The sequence below is a fragment of the Nocardiopsis sp. MG754419 genome (genome assembly GCF_018207095.1).
Classification (GTDB): domain Bacteria; phylum Actinomycetota; class Actinomycetes; order Streptosporangiales; family Streptosporangiaceae; genus Nocardiopsis.
Window position 1 is genome coordinate 1 of sequence record NZ_QOCZ01000129.1, and the last position, 15480, is coordinate 15480.

16 protein-coding genes are annotated in these 15480 nt (G+C 70.7%); 8 read left to right on the plus strand and 8 right to left on the minus strand.

The window, feature by feature from the left end:
• Positions 1-51: 51 nt before the first annotated feature.
• A complete protein-coding gene (locus DSY14_RS21135; RefSeq protein WP_307851291.1) occupies positions 52-1575 on the plus strand; it encodes an alkaline phosphatase D family protein in 1524 nt (507 codons plus the stop codon).
• Here the strand turns inward: DSY14_RS21135 and DSY14_RS21140 are convergent.
• From DSY14_RS21140 to DSY14_RS21150, 3 genes are all read right to left on the minus strand, one after another.
• Complete coding sequence (locus DSY14_RS21140) at positions 1538-2416, minus strand: class I SAM-dependent methyltransferase (protein ID WP_211718348.1); 879 nt, start codon at positions 2414-2416, stop codon at positions 1538-1540. The genes DSY14_RS21135 and DSY14_RS21140 overlap by 38 nt on opposite strands.
• 125 nt (positions 2417-2541) lie before the next feature.
• Positions 2542-3237, minus strand: a complete 696-nt coding sequence (locus DSY14_RS21145) for a metal-dependent transcriptional regulator (RefSeq protein WP_211718349.1) — start codon at positions 3235-3237, stop codon at positions 2542-2544.
• 76 nt (positions 3238-3313) lie between these two features.
• Positions 3314-3511, minus strand: a complete 198-nt coding sequence (locus tag DSY14_RS21150; protein WP_211718350.1) for a hypothetical protein — start codon at positions 3509-3511, stop codon at positions 3314-3316.
• 101 nt (positions 3512-3612) lie between these two features.
• On the opposite strand from DSY14_RS21150, the gene DSY14_RS21155 reads away from it, so the two are divergent.
• Both DSY14_RS21155 and DSY14_RS21160 read left to right on the plus strand, forming a co-directional pair.
• Entirely contained in the window at positions 3613-4524 is a 912-nt protein-coding gene (locus DSY14_RS21155) for a LysR family transcriptional regulator (RefSeq protein ID WP_211718351.1), read from the plus strand.
• 373 nt (positions 4525-4897) lie between these two features.
• Positions 4898-5839, plus strand: coding sequence for a bacteriocin fulvocin C-related protein (locus tag DSY14_RS21160; protein ID WP_211718352.1), 942 nt, complete (start codon positions 4898-4900; stop codon positions 5837-5839).
• Positions 5840-5894: 55 nt separating this feature from the next.
• Here DSY14_RS21160 and DSY14_RS21165 read toward each other — a convergent pair whose 3' ends face one another.
• Entirely contained in the window at positions 5895-6590 is a 696-nt protein-coding gene (locus DSY14_RS21165) for a type 1 glutamine amidotransferase domain-containing protein (RefSeq protein ID WP_211718353.1), read from the minus strand.
• Between the two features lie 263 nt (positions 6591-6853).
• Between DSY14_RS21165 and DSY14_RS21170 the strand changes: the two genes are divergently transcribed.
• The 3 genes from DSY14_RS21170 to DSY14_RS21180 are packed head-to-tail and all read left to right on the plus strand — an operon-like array spanning position 6854 to position 7898.
• A complete protein-coding gene (locus tag DSY14_RS21170; protein ID WP_211718354.1) occupies positions 6854-7309 on the plus strand; it encodes a hypothetical protein in 456 nt (151 codons plus the stop codon).
• A complete protein-coding gene (locus DSY14_RS21175; RefSeq protein WP_211718355.1) occupies positions 7306-7572 on the plus strand; it encodes a hypothetical protein in 267 nt (88 codons plus the stop codon). The genes DSY14_RS21170 and DSY14_RS21175 overlap by 4 nt, the downstream gene beginning before the upstream one ends.
• Positions 7569-7898: a rhodanese-like domain-containing protein gene (locus DSY14_RS21180; RefSeq protein WP_211718356.1), complete on the plus strand. Its 330-nt coding sequence runs from the start codon at positions 7569-7571 to the stop codon at positions 7896-7898. The genes DSY14_RS21175 and DSY14_RS21180 overlap by 4 nt, the downstream gene beginning before the upstream one ends.
• 198 nt (positions 7899-8096) lie before the next feature.
• Here the strand turns inward: DSY14_RS21180 and pabB are convergent, their stop codons facing one another.
• Positions 8097-10121, minus strand: coding sequence for an aminodeoxychorismate synthase component I (pabB, locus tag DSY14_RS21185; protein WP_211718357.1), 2025 nt, complete (start codon positions 10119-10121; stop codon positions 8097-8099).
• A gap of 191 nt (positions 10122-10312) precedes the next feature.
• Between pabB and DSY14_RS21190 the strand changes: the two genes are divergently transcribed.
• Together DSY14_RS21190 and DSY14_RS21195 are read left to right on the plus strand one after the other, a co-directional pair.
• Complete coding sequence (locus DSY14_RS21190) at positions 10313-10561, plus strand: SHOCT domain-containing protein (RefSeq protein WP_211718358.1); 249 nt, start codon at positions 10313-10315, stop codon at positions 10559-10561.
• Between the two features lie 276 nt (positions 10562-10837).
• Positions 10838-12505, plus strand: a complete 1668-nt coding sequence (locus tag DSY14_RS21195) for an ABC-F family ATP-binding cassette domain-containing protein (protein WP_211718359.1) — start codon at positions 10838-10840, stop codon at positions 12503-12505.
• 47 nt (positions 12506-12552) lie between these two features.
• Here the strand turns inward: DSY14_RS21195 and DSY14_RS21200 are convergent, their stop codons facing one another.
• From DSY14_RS21200 to DSY14_RS21210, 3 genes are all read right to left on the minus strand, one after another.
• Positions 12553-13977: a sugar porter family MFS transporter gene (locus DSY14_RS21200; RefSeq protein ID WP_307851290.1), complete on the minus strand. Its 1425-nt coding sequence runs from the start codon at positions 13975-13977 to the stop codon at positions 12553-12555.
• A 473-nt stretch (positions 13978-14450) separates the two neighbouring features.
• Positions 14451-14981, minus strand: a complete 531-nt coding sequence (gene cyaB / locus DSY14_RS21205) for a class IV adenylate cyclase (RefSeq protein WP_211718363.1) — start codon at positions 14979-14981, stop codon at positions 14451-14453.
• A 231-nt stretch (positions 14982-15212) separates the two neighbouring features.
• Positions 15213-15480, minus strand: a 268-nt coding sequence (locus DSY14_RS21210) for a YiaA/YiaB family inner membrane protein (protein ID WP_211718360.1), incomplete at its 5' end; no start/stop codon positions are given.

Genomic DNA, 15480 nt, shown 5'->3' on the forward strand with positions numbered 1-15480 from the left:
CCCGATTCCCTCCCCCTCCCGGGGGCCACCTCCACCCGCCGTCAGGCACTCGTGGGCGGCGCCGTCACCTTGGGCGCGGCCGCATTGGGTACGACTCTCGGGGCGACCTCCGCGTCAGCGGCCACCGCCACCCCCCGAGGCCCCATGATCTCCGATCCCTTCACCCTGGGCGTCGCCTCAGGCGACCCCTTCCACAACAGCGTCGTCCTCTGGACCCGTCTGGCCCCCGACCCCCTCGCCGACGACGGTCTGGGCGGCATGCCCGACCGCACGGTCGAGGTCGAATGGCAGATCTCCCAGGACGAGAACTTCGCCCGTCTGGTCGCCTCCGGCACCGTCGAGACCGGTCCCGACCAGGCGCACTCCGTGCACGTGGAGGCCGGTGGGCTGCGCCCCCGCGCCGACTACTTCTACCGGTTCCGCGCGGCCGGCGAGATCAGCCCCGTGGGACGGACCCGCACGGCGCCGGTCCCCGGAACCCGCCTGGACCGCTTCGCGTTCGCGTTCGCCAGCTGCCAGAGCTACACCCACGGTCACTACACCGCCCAGGCGCACCTGGCCGAGGAGGACCTCGACCTGGTGGCGTTCCTCGGCGACTACATCTACGAGACCGCCGACCAGGGCGCGATCGGCCGTGGGCACGTGCCCGAGGTCGAGGTGCGTTCCCTGGCCGAGTACCGGATCCGGCACGCCCAGTACAAGACCGACCACGACCTCCAGGCCGCCCACGCCGCGTTCCCCTGGGCCGTGGTCTTCGACGACCACGAACTGGAGAACAACTGGGCCGACGACACCTCCTACGAGGAGGACATCTCGCCCGAGGAGTTCCTGCTGCGTCGTGAGCACGCCCTGAAGGCCTACTACGAGCACATGCCCCTGCGTTCGGCCCAGCGTCCGGCCGGACCCGACCTGCACCTGTACCGCAGACTCGTCTTCGGAAATCTGGTGGACCTGCACCTGTTGGACACCCGTCAGTACCGCGACGTGCAGGTGGAGGACGACGAGCGCGAGGACCCGGACCGTACGTTGCTGGGCGCCGACCAGCGCCGGTGGCTCTCGAACGGGCTCGCCGACTCCACCGCGACCTGGAACGTGCTGGCCCAGCAGGTGTTCTTCTCTCAACGCGACTTCGCCGACGGTGAGGCCACCGACTTCAGCGACGACGCCTGGGACAACTACAAGGTCGAACGCGACTCCGTGCGCGACGAACTGGCCGACAAGGGCAACGGCGTGGTCATCACCGGTGACGTGCACGCCAACTACGTCGTCGACGTCAAGGCCGACTTCGACGACCCGGCGTCGGCCACAATCGCCACCGAACTGGTGGGCACCTCCTTCACCAGCGGCCGGGACGGGGCCGAGCAGAACCCGGGCGACGCCGTCCAGCTGCAGGAGAATCCGCACATCCAGTTCATCAACCGCAATCGCGGTTACGTGCGCAACACCGTCACGCCCACCGAGTGGACCGCCGACTACCGGGTGGTGGACAAGGTGAGCGAACCGGGAGCGCCCATCCGTGACCGGGCGCGGTTCGTGATCAACGCCGGGAAGCCCGGCGCGCGGCCCCTCGCCTGACGGACCGGTCGGCCGGGTCGGGCGCGGACCCGGCCGACCCCTCGAACCTGTAGTGGTTCAGGCGCATCGCCGCGCGGGTGGCCTCACAGGCGTTGAGCGCCCGGTACAGGGTGCGGTAGCCCCACTCGGGGACGTCGGCGTGGTCGGCCAGGAGCGGGTGCGCCCGGACCAGACGCAGATGCGGGTTCCAGCGTTCGGGGGTGCGGGGGTCCTCCATGCCGAACATGGGCACCCCGTAGGCGCGGGCCGTCGCGCCCACCCACCCCGGCACGCTGTCGAAGACGATCTCACCACCGTGGGGGAAGTGCCCCACCAGACGGTCGAGCAGGAGCCGGGTCCTCGTCGGCGACAGGTACTCCACCAGGCCTTCGGCGATGACCAGCACGGGGGCGTCGGAGGGGATCTCGTCCAGCCATGCGGCATCCGTGACCGACGCGGACAGCAGACGGTAACCGGCGGGTTCGGGCAGCAGGTCCCGACGCAGTGCGGCGACGTTGGGCAGGTCCAGGTCGAACCAGCGACCCTCGGGCGGTGACCCCAGCCGCAGGGCCCGCGAGTCCGGTCCGCAGGCCAGGTGCAGCACGGTGCCCCCGGGGTGAGCGGAGATCCACCGGCGCGCCCAGGCGTCGATGCGTCGGGCCCGCAGCAGGACCAGGTTGCGGTCGCCGCCCACGCCCCACAGGATGCGCCGGTCGAATTCCAGGTGATCGAGGACGTCGACCGCCCACACGTCGCCGACCAACGGTGGGGTGTTCCGGAAGTCCAGAACCCGCATGTAGACGGTCCACAGCAGGGTCTTCTCCACCGTGCCCAGTCGCACCCTGCGCTTCGCGGTGCCCATCGCGTCCTCCTCGATCGCCTGCCGAGGGTCCTACCCCGACCCACGGTCGACGCATCGGACAGCGGAGCACCGCACCGGTGGGGGACGGTCGACGGCGTCGACGCACGGATGCGATCCGGGTCCCCTCACTCCTGCGGGCTGACCCACAGGGCCTCGGCGGCGACCAGACCCAGTGCCTGGTCGCGCTCCTCGCCGCCCTTCTCGGGACGTACCGAGATCTGGATGGAACCGGCGAAGGGCAGTCGCTCCACCACCCGTACGTGCATGCCGATACCGATGTCGATGTCGGCCAGGTAGCGCAACAGCTCGGGGTCGGTGTCGTTGACCCGGACGATCACTCCGCAGGTGTCCGCCTCGGCCTCGGAGAGCAGCACCGACTCACGCTGGACGATGGACCCCTCACGGGTGGGGATGGGATCGCCGTGGGGATCCACCACGGGGTCGCCGAGGTGGGCGGCGATACGGTCGACGAACTTGTCCGACACCACGTGTTCGAGGATCTCGGCCTCGTCGTGCACCTCGTCCCAGGAGTAGCCCAGCTCGGCCACCAGGTAGGTCTCCAACAAACGGTGGCGTCGCAGTACCGCCAGGGCGGCCTTGGTGCCGGTCTCGGTGAGACTCACGTTGCCGTAGCGCTGGTGTTCGACGAACCCGAGTTCGTTGAGCTTGCGCAGCATCCCCGACACCGAGGAATTGGACACCGACAGCCTCTCGGCCATCCCGGAGATGGTCACCGGACCGGTGCCGCGCTCCTGGAGGTCGTAGATGACCTTCACGTAGTCCTCGGCCGATGTGGACGGCCGTGCCGGTGTGTTCCCCATGCCCGTAACCGTATCGCGGACCGGTCGGCCGCCACGATCCCCGCGCCGGCGCCTGTGGACGAGATCGCCGCGCCGTTCAGGCGTGGCAGGGCGGGGTCTGGACGGGGCGACCGCGGGAGAGGACCCGGGTACCGGTCACGCCGATCTCACGGACCTGGGTCGACCCGCAGGCGCAGCGTGACCACACGGTCAGCCCCGTTCCGGTGCGATGCCGGGAGAGCACCTGGAACAGCTGGTCGTCGGGCCATCCGCAGTGCGGGCAGACAGTGGTCATGGGGCACCTCGCCGTGGTCGGTCATCTCCGTTTCAGCTTCATCCCGGGAAACCGCGAGGTCCAGGTTGAGTTTCTGGAGAACACTGTGAAGAATCTGCTACATGATCGACCTTCGCCGTCTGCGCATCCTGCGCGCGGTGGCCCACCATGGAACGGTCACCGCCGCCGCCGAGTCGCTGCACTTCACCCCGTCGGCGGCCTCCCAACAGATCCGCCAACTCGCCAGGGAGTTGGACGTGACGCTGTTGGAACCGCAGGGCCGTGGCGTGCGACTGACGGCGGCCGCGCGAAGCCTGTTGGAGCACGCCGACACGATCCAGGCCCTCTGGGAGCAGGCGGAGATCGAGATGCGCGATCTGGGCGTGGTGCCCGCGGGGCCGCTGAGGGTGGCGGGGTTCCCCGTCGCGTTGGCCCGGCTACTGGCGCCCATGGCGGTCTCTCTGTTGTCGGAGTACCCGCGCCTGGACGTGCGGATCCTGGAAGCGGAGCCGGGACCGAGCCTGGACCTGCTGTTCCGCGGTGACATCGACCTCGCCATCGTGGAGTCGTCACCCACCGCGCCTCCCCTGAGCGACACCCGCTTCGCGCAGTCCCCCCTGCTTCTCGACCCATTGGACCTGGTGGTGGCCGACACCCACCCACTGGCCGACCGCGACGCGGTGCCGTTGGTGGAGACCGCTCAGGAGACGTGGGTGCTACCACCTCCCGGAACGACCTGTCACGCCCACGCCATGACCGCCTGCGGCGCCGTCGGTTTCACACCGCAGGGGCGCCACCAGGCACAGTCCTGGGCCTCCGTGGCGTCCCTGGTCGCCGGCGGGCTGGGGATCGCCCTGGTGCCCCGTCTGGCGGACCTGTCCCCGGACCTTCCGGTCAGGCGTGTGCCGCTGCGGGGCGTGCCCGCCCCGGCGCGTCAACTGCTGGTGTTCACGCGGGCGGGCGCTCGTGGGCATCCGGCGATCGCGGCCGCCGTGACCGAACTTGAGCACATCGCCCTGGACGTGGTCGTCTAGACGAGGCGTTCTCCCGGGACCCTGCCAGGCTCCCGGTCACCTCCCGTGAGGTGCGTTCCCCCGGCGAGCGCTGCCGCCACCTCGGCGGCCGCCTCTTCCTCTTGCGTGCTCTCTCCCTTCTTCGATGGGCGCGTCCTGCCCTGAACGGTCGGCCGACGCCGTCGCTTTTCTCGCCGTGTCGCTCCGTCGGCCTGGGACCGACCGGAACACGCGCGTGCCACGCCGGCCACCGCCCCGGTGAAAGCGAATTGATCCGTTTTCGCGCCGGTTTGCCCTTGAGGCGTCACTGACCAGGGCCATCGAGTTCCGAAAAGCCGACCCGTGCGGCCACGGCGACCACAAGACTGTGGGGTGGCACTCAGGAAGGGAGCAGATGAGCAACGTTCGTGTTCGGTACGTGTTGGCGTTCGACTCCTCGTGTGAGCGATGCGCGAGCATCTCCGCGGCGGTGGCGACGGCCTCGGCGGGCAGGTTGGAGACCCTCCCGCTCACCCACCGGGAGGTCCGGGACTGGCGGGCCCGAGAGTGGGGGCCCACGGCTCCGTGGGTACCGACACTCATCCGTGCCCACGGACGACGGGTGCGCTGCTGGCGTGGGGCGGCGATGATCGCGCCGTTGGTGAACGGCCTGGGTGCGAGCGCGGCACTGCGCGTGGTGGAGGTGCTGGGGGAACTCGGCCACGACCGACACGTCACCCGTCGGGGGCGTCACCGCTGGAGGCGGCTGATGGCGGGGGCCCGGGCGGTCCTGGAACTCACCCTGGCCCGACGCACCCCCGACCTGGCCCGCTCCGACCAGGCCCTGGCCCGGGAGTGGGTGGAGGCGCACCGCGCGCGCCTGCCCACGGACTACGACGAGTTCGCCGCCCACCCCCTGGTGCGGCGCAGGCTGATCTTCGCCGAACTCTCCCCCGAACGGCGGCGCGACCTGTGGGCCGAACAGCTGGGCCGTTTCGACCGGGCCAACCCCGGACTGACGTGGAACCAGCGCGCCGTCCTGGACCTGGCCCGGGTGACGCTCTCCGAGGAACGGGTGTTCCGGGACGGTCTTCGATCCCCCGTGGAACAGCGGCTGCGGTACCGGGCGGTGGCCGCCTTCGGCCCCGACCGGGCCCACGCGCTGCTCGCGACCCTGGGTCCGGTCGAGGCCGACCCCGAATGCGCGGCCGACCGACCACTGATACCGCTGCCCCGTGATTCCTGGGAGCCGTGCCTGTCGAAGGGGTGTGTGGAGGTGCCCTTCACCTGCGGGGTGGCCTGGGTGTCCACACACGATCGCCGTGCCTCACGAGCCGCGACCCGGGTCTACCTCTGACCCTCCGGCGGGGCCGCGTCGGGCGGACCGCGGTGCTCGGCGCGACGCCGCCCGCTCAGTCGAGGTACGCGAGCATCTCGGTCGCCAGTGGCCCCGAGGAGGCCGGGTTCTGCCCGGTGAGCAGGGTGCGGTCGATCACGACGTTGGGCTCCCACGGGTCACCCTCGACCACGTGGATGCCCGCCCGGTCCAGGCGGTCCTGCAAGAGCCATCGGGCCCGGTCGGCCAGTCCGGCCTGGGTCTCCTCGGCGTTGGTGAAGGCCGCCACCCGGTAACCGGCGAAGATGTTGGTGCCCGCGGGACGCTCGGCGGCCAGCAACGCCGCCGGCCCGTGGCAGACCACCCCGAGCGGCGTGCCCGCGTCCAGGACGGAGGCGAGCAGCTCTCCGGAGACGGGGCTGACGGCCAGGTCCTCCATCGGACCGTGACCGCCCGGGTAGAACACCGCGTCGACGTCGGCGAGGTCCACCTCCTCCAGGGGGATCGGGTCCTGGAGTTCGACCATGGCGCCCAGGGCGGCGGCGATCCGCTCGGCGCCCTCGGTGCCACCGTTGGCCTGCGCGGTCATGCTGCCCTCGTCGACGGTGGGCTCGACGCCGCCCGGGGTGGCCACGACCACCTCGTGCCCGGCGTCGGTGAACACCTGGTACGGGGCCACGACCTCCTCGGCCCAGAAACCGGTGGGATGGCGCGTACCGTCCGCCAGGGTCCAGTGATCGGCGCCGGTGATCACGAACAGGATCTTGGACATGGTGCTCGCACTCCTTGTACGTGTCGGGACTCGGGGTCCCGAAGGTAGTGGTCCCGTGGCCGACGGGCCAACGGACCCGCCCGTGTCGATCGGAGGATTCCGAGGTGTTCTCCCGGCCGGAGGGCCGGGCGCGGCCCGCGGTGCGGCGGCGCACCCGCCCCCGAGAGCGAGGGAGAACGGTGGTGCGGCGGTTCCGGTCGAGGTCGGTACGCCGGGGGTGGGTGGTGTCGAGCCGTAGCGAACCTTCAGTTAGGCTGAAGGTCATGGAAGCCTTCTTGCTGTCCGTCCACGTCGTGGCGGGCATTCTCTTCGTCGGCCCCGTCGCCGTGACCACCAGCCTCTTCCCGCGCTATGCCCCGGTGACCGCGACGCCGTCCGGGAGCGCACGCGTCGAGCGCGGTCTCGACACCGCGCGCCTGCTGCACCGCATCACTCGCGTGTACGGCGTGCTGACCCTCGCGGTCCCGGTCGTGGGACTGGTGCTCGCGTTCGTTCAGGGGCGTACCGGTGAGATCTGGATCGTCGTCGCGATGGTGCTCACCGCCCTCGCCGGCGGACTGCTGGCCCTCCAGGTCCTGCCGCGCCAACGCGAGGCCCTCGCCTCGCCCGACGACGGCGCCCGTCTACGGCGCCTGGCCATGGTCTCCGGAATGTTCAACCTGCTGTGGGTCGTCGTCGTGGTCCTCATGATCGTGCGCCCCGGATCGAGCTACTCATGAACCCCCTGCTGCGCACCCTGGCCGTGCTGTCGGCCCTCGAACTCGTCAGCGTCCTCGCGCTGCTGGTGAACCTGCTCACCGTGCACGACGCCACCCTCACCCGTGTGCTCGGGCCGACCCACGGAGCGCTCTACCTCGCGGTGGCGGTCACCGCGCTCCTCGGCCGTGGTCTGGGGCCCCGGACCCGGGTGGGGGCGCTCCTGCCCGTGCTGAGCGGCCCCTTGACCATGCTGAACGTGCGGAAGGAGACCCGGAGCGCATGAGCCTGCGGCACTATCTGCGCCGACCACCGTCGGTCACCGCGGCGGAGGCGATCCGCCTCGTGGCGGAGGGCGCGCTCGTCGTGGACGTCCGTCGCGCGTTCGAATGGAACCGCGTGCACATCCCCGACGCCGTGCACCTGCCCCTGGAGGTCCTTCCCGAACGATGCCAGGACCTCCCCGAGGACCGGCTGATCATCACCTTCTGCACCGGCGGGATCCGCTCCGCCGGGGCGGCGAACCTGCTGGTGGAGTACGGCTTCGACGCGGTCAACATGAGCCGTGGCCTGATCGACTGGCGCGCCGCCGGCGGTCCGCTCACGGCGTGACGGGCGCAGCGTCCGGGGCGCGGCCGAGGCCGTCGCCGACATGGTCGACCCCTCGGCCCCCGGTGCCTCGCTCCTGCCGGAGGTCGCGGACCTGCGGGGGATCTCGGCCCGGGTCGCCGTCGTGGTGGCCGCCACGGCCCGACGCGAGGGTCTGGCCCGTGCGCCGCCCACCGACCACGACCGGCCGGTGGGGGCGTCTCAGTGGCCCCGAACCGGCACCGCGGCCTTGAGGAGCATCTCCTCGTACTCCTCCTGGGGGTCGGAGTCCAGGACGATCGCCCCGCCGGCACCGAGGGTCAACGTGCCGCGGTGCCGCACGGCGGTGCGGATGACGATGCTCAGATCCGCCTCACCGGTGTGCGAGACGTATCCCAGCGCCCCGGAGTACACCCCGCGGGCCGAGGACTCCAGCCGGTCGATGATCTCCATGGTGCGCAGTTTGGGGGCACCGGTCATCGAGCCACCGGGGAAGCACGCGCGTACCGCCGCCATCGTCGACACCTCCGGGCGCAACCGGCCCCGCACGGTGGAGACCAGTTGGTGCACGGTGGCGTAGGACTCGGTGAACATGAACGACGGCACCTCCACCGACCCCACCCGGCACACCCGACCCAGATCGTTGCGCAGCAGGTCCACGATCATGAGGTTCTCCGCCCGCGTCTTGGCGCCGGTGCGCAGATCCTCGGCCACGCGCGCGTCGGTGGCCGGGTCCGCGTGGCGCGGCGCGGTGCCCTTGATGGGCCGACTCTCGGCTTCGCGTGCGGCGTCCACGCGCAGAAAGCGCTCCGGGGAGGCGCTGAGCACGGTCACCTCGCCCAGACGCAGGAAGGCGGCGTAGGGCGCGGGGTTGGCCTCGCGCAGGCGCCGGTAGAAGTCCAGGTCGTCGCCCCGGTCGTCCAGACGGACCCGGTTGGTCAGGCAGATCTCGTAGCTCTCTCCCTGGGTGAGATGGGCCAGACACGCCTTGACGTCGTCGACGTAGCCCCCGTGCGGACGTTCCAGCAGCGCGGACAGGTCCACCGGGGGGCCGGGGGGTGCCGGCGCGGGGGGCTCGGGCAGGTCGAGCAGCGCGGTACGGGTGTCCGCGACCCAGCTGTGGGCGTCGACTCCCCCGTCGGCGCAGACCACGTAGGTCCGGTCCGCCTGGTGGTCGACGGCCACGAAGCGGTCGCACCGTAGCCAGACCGCGTCCGGGGTGGCCGCTGTGTGGGTGCGCGCGCCCCCGGTGTCGGCCTTGAGTTCGTACCCCAGGTACCCCACATAGCCGCCGACGAAGTCGAAGGGCAGCCCGTGCGGGCGGGGGGCGGCGCCGGTGCGCCGTTCCAGGGCCTCGAACACGGTGCCCGGTTCGGTGTGCTCGCCCCGGCCGTCGCGGACCCGGACGCGGCCGTCCCCCACGTCGTAGGTGAGCACCTCGGCGGTGGGACCGTCCGCCGACCCCAGGAACGAGAACCGGGCCGGGCCCTCCGGACGCGAACTGTCCAACCAGAACGCGTACTCGGCGTCGGCGTGCAGGTGGGTGAAGGCGTGTTCGGTGTCCACGGCGTGGTCGATCTCCGCGACCACCGGTGCGGGGAGCGGCGCGGCCCGTGCGACGGGGTTCGGTGCCGCGGGTTCCGACACCGGTCGGGAACGCGGGCGCGCGTGCGGCCGGGCCAGGTCCAGAAATCCGGACACCAGTCGCTCGCCGTGCTCTCCGGCGACCGATTCGGGGTGGAACTGCACTCCCCATCGGGGCAGGTCGCGATGTTCCAGACCCATGACCACGCCGTCCTCCGCCCAGGCTGTCGCCCTCACCCGGGCCGGCAGGGGCTCGGACACGGCCAGCGAGTGGTACCGCACGGCCGTGAAGTCCTGCGGGACCCCGGCGAAGATCCCGGTACCGGTGTGGCGTACCCGGCTCAGATGGCCGTGGCGGGGTCGGGGCGCCGAGACCACGTCGGCCCCGGCGAGGTGGGCGATGGCCTGGTGGCCCAGACACACGCCCAGCACGGGCAGATGGGTGTACTCCAGCAGCTCCGGCACACGCCCCAGGTCACGGGGGGTCTGGGGGCGGCCCGGACCCGGTGAGATGACCACCGCGTCCACGGAGGCCGGGTCGAAGTCGGCCCAGGCGGGATCGTCGTTGCGCAGCACACGGGGCTCCTCGCCCAGGACACGGGCCAGGAGCTGACTGACGTTGAACGTATAGGAATCGTGGTTGTCCACGAGGAGGACGCGCATCCCGCTCTTTCGTTCTCGGCCGGTGGGCCCGGTGGCGGCATTCCAGGTTACGGCGTTTCCTGTGCACACATGCTTCTGTGCGCCGGTTGTCCACAGATGTCACACGACCCTGGTGCGAGGGCCGGGACCGGGGTACACAAGAAGGCAGAGGATGAGGGGCGTCGTCCCTCGTGCGGACCAGGGAGTGGCACATGGCCGTCTTCACCGCGATGATCATGATCCTGATCGTCCTGCCGCTGGCCTTCTTCTTCGTGCTCACCGCCGGAGAGGTCGGCAGGGTCAATCGGCAACAGCACCACAGGAGGGCCACCCAGGCGCGCCCGGATCGGCCGACGCCACCGCCCCTGGACGCCGCCGAACAGGAACTGCGCCTGCGCTACGCCAGAGGCGAGATCGACCGGGAGGAGTTCCTGCAGCGCAAGATCGACCTGGAGCGCTGAGTTCCGGCTCACCCCGCGCACACGGTTGACAGTGACCCGCGGGTGGGTAAGGTACTCACGTCCTGTTGTCGACGAATGAGGTGGACGTTGCGCATCTGAGGTTCGCGATCATCACGCGGTACGGCCCTTGGCCGGAACTTTCGCGTGGTTGCAACCTCGGTGCTTGGGCCGTCCGCCTTTCCACGGGACCACCGTCACCTTCTGCCCGGCCGTCGGCCGCGTGGTGCTCGCACACGAAGCCCTTTTCCACGACGCTTCCGACTGCGAGAACACACCATGTCTCAACCCGTCACCTCCGACGTCTCGGTGACCTGCTCCGACCTGACCTTCCGTTGGCCGGAGGGCACGACCGTCTTCGACGGGCTGTCCCTGTCCGTGGGCCGCGGACGCACCGGCCTGGTCGGTGTCAACGGTTCGGGCAAGTCCACGCTCCTGCAACTGATGGCCGGGGTGTTGCGCCCGGCCCGTGGCTCGGTGACCGCACACGGGCACCTGGCCTATCTGCCGCAGAACATCACCCTGGACACCGAGCTCACCGTCGCCCACGCACTGGGCATCGCCGAGCGCCGCGCCGCGCTCAACGCCATCGAGGCCGGTGACGCCTCCGAGGCCAATTTCGAGGTCATCGGCGACGACTGGGACGTCGAGGAACGCGCGCTGGCCACCCTGGGTTCACTCGGGTTGGACGGTGTGGGCCTGGACCGCACCGTCGAGCGGCTCTCCGGAGGGGAGACCGTGCTGCTGCGCCTGGCCGCGCTGCTCATGGAACGCCCCGACGTGCTGTTGCTGGACGAGCCCACCAACAACCTCGACCTGTTCGCCCGGCGGCGTTTGTACGACGCGGTGGACAGCTGGCGTTCGGGCACCCTGATCGTCGTCAGCCACGACCTGGACCTGCTGGAGCGGGTGGACCGCACCGCCGAGCTGCGCAAGGGCGAGGTGACCTGGTACGGCGGAGGCTGGTCCGACTACCAGGAGGCTCTGGGCGCCCAACAGGAGGCCGCGCGACGCGCTCTGCGCGCGGCCGAGTCCGACGTACGCAAACAGAAGAAGGAGCTGGCCGAGACCCAGATCAAACTCGCCCGACGCCGGCGCACCGCCAAGAAGGCCGCGGTCGACGGGGGCATCCCCAAGATCGTCCAGGGCGCGCTCAAACGCTCGGCCCAGGAGTCGGCGGGCAGGCTCAAGGGCCTGCACGAGGACCGGCTTCAGGAGGCACGTGATCGCCAGGAGGAGGCCGCCGACGACGTGCGCAAGGACGCCGAGATCAAGGTCGAGCTACCGCACACCGCCGTGCCCAACGGACGGGACGTGGCCCGGCTCACCGGGTTGCGTCCCCGGCACGGTCGTCTGGTCGGTGCCGACCTGTTGGTGAACGGTCCCGAGCGGATCGCGCTGGTGGGCCGCAACGGCGCGGGCAAAACTTCGCTGTTGCGCACCCTGGCCGGGCACCTCGCCCCGATCGAGGGTGAGGCGAGGGTGATGGTGCCGTTGCGTTTCCTGCCCCAGCGCCTGGACCTGTTGAACGAGGAGCTGTCGGTGTCCGAGAACGTCGCCGAAGCCGCACCGGGCGTGTCCCAGCAGGACATCCGCGCCCAGCTGGCGAAGTTCCTGTTCCGCGGGGCCCGTGCCGCCCAGCCAGCGGGCACGCTCTCGGGTGGGGAACGCTTTCGGGCGAGCCTGGCCATGACCATGCTGGCCGCCCCGGCCCCACAGCTGTTGATGCTGGACGAGCCCACCAACAACCTGGACGTGTCCAGTGTCCGTCAGCTGACCGGCGCCCTGTCGGCCTATGAGGGGGCACTGCTGGTGGCCTCGCACGACCTGCCGTTCCTGGAGTCCCTCGGGATGACCCGATGGCTGTTCCTGGACGAGGGGTTGCGCGAGACCACCGCCGAGCAGGTGCGGGACCTGCTGGAGGGAAGGGAGACCGACCAGCAGTGACCCGGCTCGCCGGTGCGGCACCGTTCCCGGTGTCGCACCGGTGTGGATCAGCCGTGCATCTCCTCCAGGGTCTTGCCCTTGGTCTCCTTGACGAAGCGGAGCACGAAGAAGAACGACAGCAGGGCGAAGCCCGCGTACATGAGATAGGCGCCCGACAGGTTCCAGTCGCGCAGCGTCGGGAAACTGACGGTGATGAGCCAGTTGGTGAGCCACTGGGTGGCGGTGGCCACACCCATGGCCGCGGCCCGGATACGCAGCGGGAACATCTCCCCCAGCAGCACCCACACGATCGCGCCCCAGGACAGGGCGAAGAAGAGCACGAACGTGCTCGCGGAGGCCAGCGCCACCGCGGCCCAGGCGAAGGGGAGCGTGACCTCCTCTCCCTGGACCTGGGCGTTGCTGAAGGCGAAGGCCGCGGTGGCCAGGGCCACCGTCATTCCCGCCGAACCCACCAACAGCAGCGGTTTGCGACCGGTCCGGTCCACCAGGATGATCGCGATCACGGTGCCCACGATGTTGACGATCGACGTGAACAGGCTCAGCAACAGCGAGTCGGACTCGGCCACACCCACCGACTGCCACAGCGAACTGGAGTAGTAGAAGATGACGTTGATGCCGACCAGTTGCTGGAAGGCGGAGACGGCCATGCCGATCCAGACGATGGGCAGCAGGCCGTAGCGTCCGGTCAGGTCGCGCAGTGTGGGACGCGCCTCCGACCCCAGCGCCTCGCGGACCTCGGCGATACGCCGGTCGACCCGGCTCTCGCCACCGCCCTCGACCTCGGCCAGGATCCGCCGTGCCTGGTCGACCTTGCCCACCCGCACCAGATACCGGGGCGACTCGGGGATGACCACGCTCAAGCCCAGGTACACCAGGGCCGGTAGCATCTCCACACCGAGCATCCACTGCCAGGCCTGAATCGGTCCGATCTGATTGCTCGCGCTACCGCCCGCCCCCTCGGCGATGGCGTAGTTCACCAGCTGGGAGGAGGCGATGCCCAGCACGATGGCGAGCTGTTGCAGCGAGGCGAGCCGTCCACGGTAGGCCGCCGGGGAGACCTCCGCGATGTAGGTGGGGGCGATCACGGAGGCCATGCCGATGGCCACGCCGCCCACGATCCGCCAGGCGGTCAGGTCCCACACGGTGAACGGCAGCGCCGAGCCCACCGCGCTGACGGCGAAGAGGACACCGGCGATCTGCATGACGCGGATGCGCCCGAGCCGGTCGGCGATGGAGCCGGCCGTGGCCGCGCCCACCACACAGCCCAACAGCGCCGAGGCCACGGTGAACCCCAGGATCCCCGGCCCCACCTGGAAGCGTTCCTGGATGGCGTCGACCGCGCCGTTGATCACGGCGCTGTCGTAACCGAACAGGAAGCCGCCCATCGCGGCGGCCGCCGCGATCATGGTGACGTGGGCGAGGTTGGCGCCACCGTCGTGGTGACCCACCCCTCCCGTGTTGGCATGGCTCACTGTGAGCTCCCTCCTCTGGACACGCCTGAGGTTCCGTTGGGGATCACGGTGCCCAACGGGGAGCGGCACATGCGAGGACGCAACGCTGTCGTGGCCGAACACGCCCCGATGTTTGGCCTTCAGCAGACCACCGGGAGTGGATCGGTACCGCCGCCGGGGGCGCCCGTGGGACGACCGTCGTCCGGCGCTGCGCGGGAGCGGGTCGGACCTCGACCGGGGCTCCGGGGCGAGGTGGGCCGGGGCGTCGGGTGGTGCGGAACCCGGTTCCTCACCGGAGAGAGCGGTTCACGGACGGAGGGCGGTGCGGATCGCGCGTCGCGGAATCGATCGGCGTCCCGGTTCCCCGCATGCGGCGGACACGGGGCTCCCCCGGCGCCTGCGGCGCCGGGTTCCACTCAAGGGGGCCGGGTACCCGGCGTCGGGGTGAGGGCCCGATCCGACGGTGGGGACCGGTCCCGCACAGGGGTGGCGCCTCATCCCCGACGCACGAGGGCGTCGTAGGTCCGGCTCGTACGCTCCAGGTCAACGCCGAGGTCGCGCGCCCAGGCGTCGAGTTCGTCCTGGGCGGCCCGGCCGTCCCGGTCGTCGGAGACCAGGATCTCCAGCTCCAGGAACACTCCGGCGTTCTCGACCTCGTCGACGCAGACGGAGATCGGCCCCGTGGTTCCGACGCGGCGGGTCTTGGCGATGCGCACGAAGGGCTCGTAACCCAGGGCCGTGAGCACGCCGTGCATCGCCTCGCGATCGGCGACGCCCGTTTCGTGTTCGACGCACTCCATGGCGTTGGCCACGGGGGTCTTGGTGGTGACGACGTGGTGCCCGTCCTGGGTGCGCAGGCGCGCGAACGTGAACCCGACCTTGCCCTGGGCCGGGTCCCAGCCCACCGGAGCGTAGGCCTGGTCCTCCTGGCGGACCGGGCTCGCCATGTGCACACCGTCGGCCTTGAGCGCGACCAGGAGTGCCTCCAGGTCCCGTACTCGGTACTTCGTCTCGATCTCGCGCATCGCGAGCCCCTCGTGTCCCGGCGTCATCGTCGCAGCGAGCGTACCGAGACCGGACGCCGTTCGGTGAGGGTTCGGTACGACGAGGATCGGGCCGAAGGCCCGACGATGACGTGGAACCGTCGGTCGGAGCGGTCTGCCCACCTCCGGAGCGGTGACCGTGACCGCCCCGGCGCCCCGCTCCGCACGCGACGGTGCGACCGGGCGGCGCCGCCGCGCGGTGGGCCTCGCCCGTCAGACGCGCTGCTGGGCGGGGTCCCCCTGCCAGATCGGCATCTGCTGGTAGATATGCGCCTGCTCCGCCGCGACCACGTCCTCCTGTCGATCACGCACGCACTTGGCGAGGGTGAAGGTGGAGGTGACGACGAACAGCACGCTCATCCCCAGGAAGGCGCGCACCCACAGGTCGACCGGGAGATAGATGATCCCGGCACCGACACCGAGGGTGGACACGGCGAAGGCGATGATCGACTGCAGGTAGTACTGGGGGGTGGACCGGGGG

Bases quoted from the DNA above. Each gene is read 5' to 3' on its own strand.
- DSY14_RS21140 (WP_211718348.1), bottom strand. From the start codon at position 2,416: ATGGGCACCGCGAAGCGCAGGGTGCGACTGGGCACGGTGGAGAAGACC.
- DSY14_RS21145 (WP_211718349.1), bottom strand. From the start codon at position 3,237: ATGGGGAACACACCGGCACGGCCGTCCACATCGGCCGAGGACTACGTG.
- DSY14_RS21150 (WP_211718350.1), bottom strand. From the start codon at position 3,511: ATGACCACTGTCTGCCCGCACTGCGGATGGCCCGACGACCAGCTGTTC.
- DSY14_RS21155 (WP_211718351.1), top strand. From the start codon at position 3,613: ATGATCGACCTTCGCCGTCTGCGCATCCTGCGCGCGGTGGCCCACCAT.
- DSY14_RS21160 (WP_211718352.1), top strand. From the start codon at position 4,898: ATGAGCAACGTTCGTGTTCGGTACGTGTTGGCGTTCGACTCCTCGTGT.
- DSY14_RS21165 (WP_211718353.1), bottom strand. From the start codon at position 6,590: ATGTCCAAGATCCTGTTCGTGATCACCGGCGCCGATCACTGGACCCTG.
- DSY14_RS21170 (WP_211718354.1), top strand. From the start codon at position 6,854: ATGGAAGCCTTCTTGCTGTCCGTCCACGTCGTGGCGGGCATTCTCTTC.
- DSY14_RS21175 (WP_211718355.1), top strand. From the start codon at position 7,306: ATGAACCCCCTGCTGCGCACCCTGGCCGTGCTGTCGGCCCTCGAACTC.
- DSY14_RS21180 (WP_211718356.1), top strand. From the start codon at position 7,569: ATGAGCCTGCGGCACTATCTGCGCCGACCACCGTCGGTCACCGCGGCG.
- pabB (WP_211718357.1), bottom strand. From the start codon at position 10,121: ATGCGCGTCCTCCTCGTGGACAACCACGATTCCTATACGTTCAACGTC.
- DSY14_RS21190 (WP_211718358.1), top strand. From the start codon at position 10,313: ATGGCCGTCTTCACCGCGATGATCATGATCCTGATCGTCCTGCCGCTG.
- DSY14_RS21195 (WP_211718359.1), top strand. From the start codon at position 10,838: ATGTCTCAACCCGTCACCTCCGACGTCTCGGTGACCTGCTCCGACCTG.
- cyaB (WP_211718363.1), bottom strand. From the start codon at position 14,981: ATGCGCGAGATCGAGACGAAGTACCGAGTACGGGACCTGGAGGCACTC.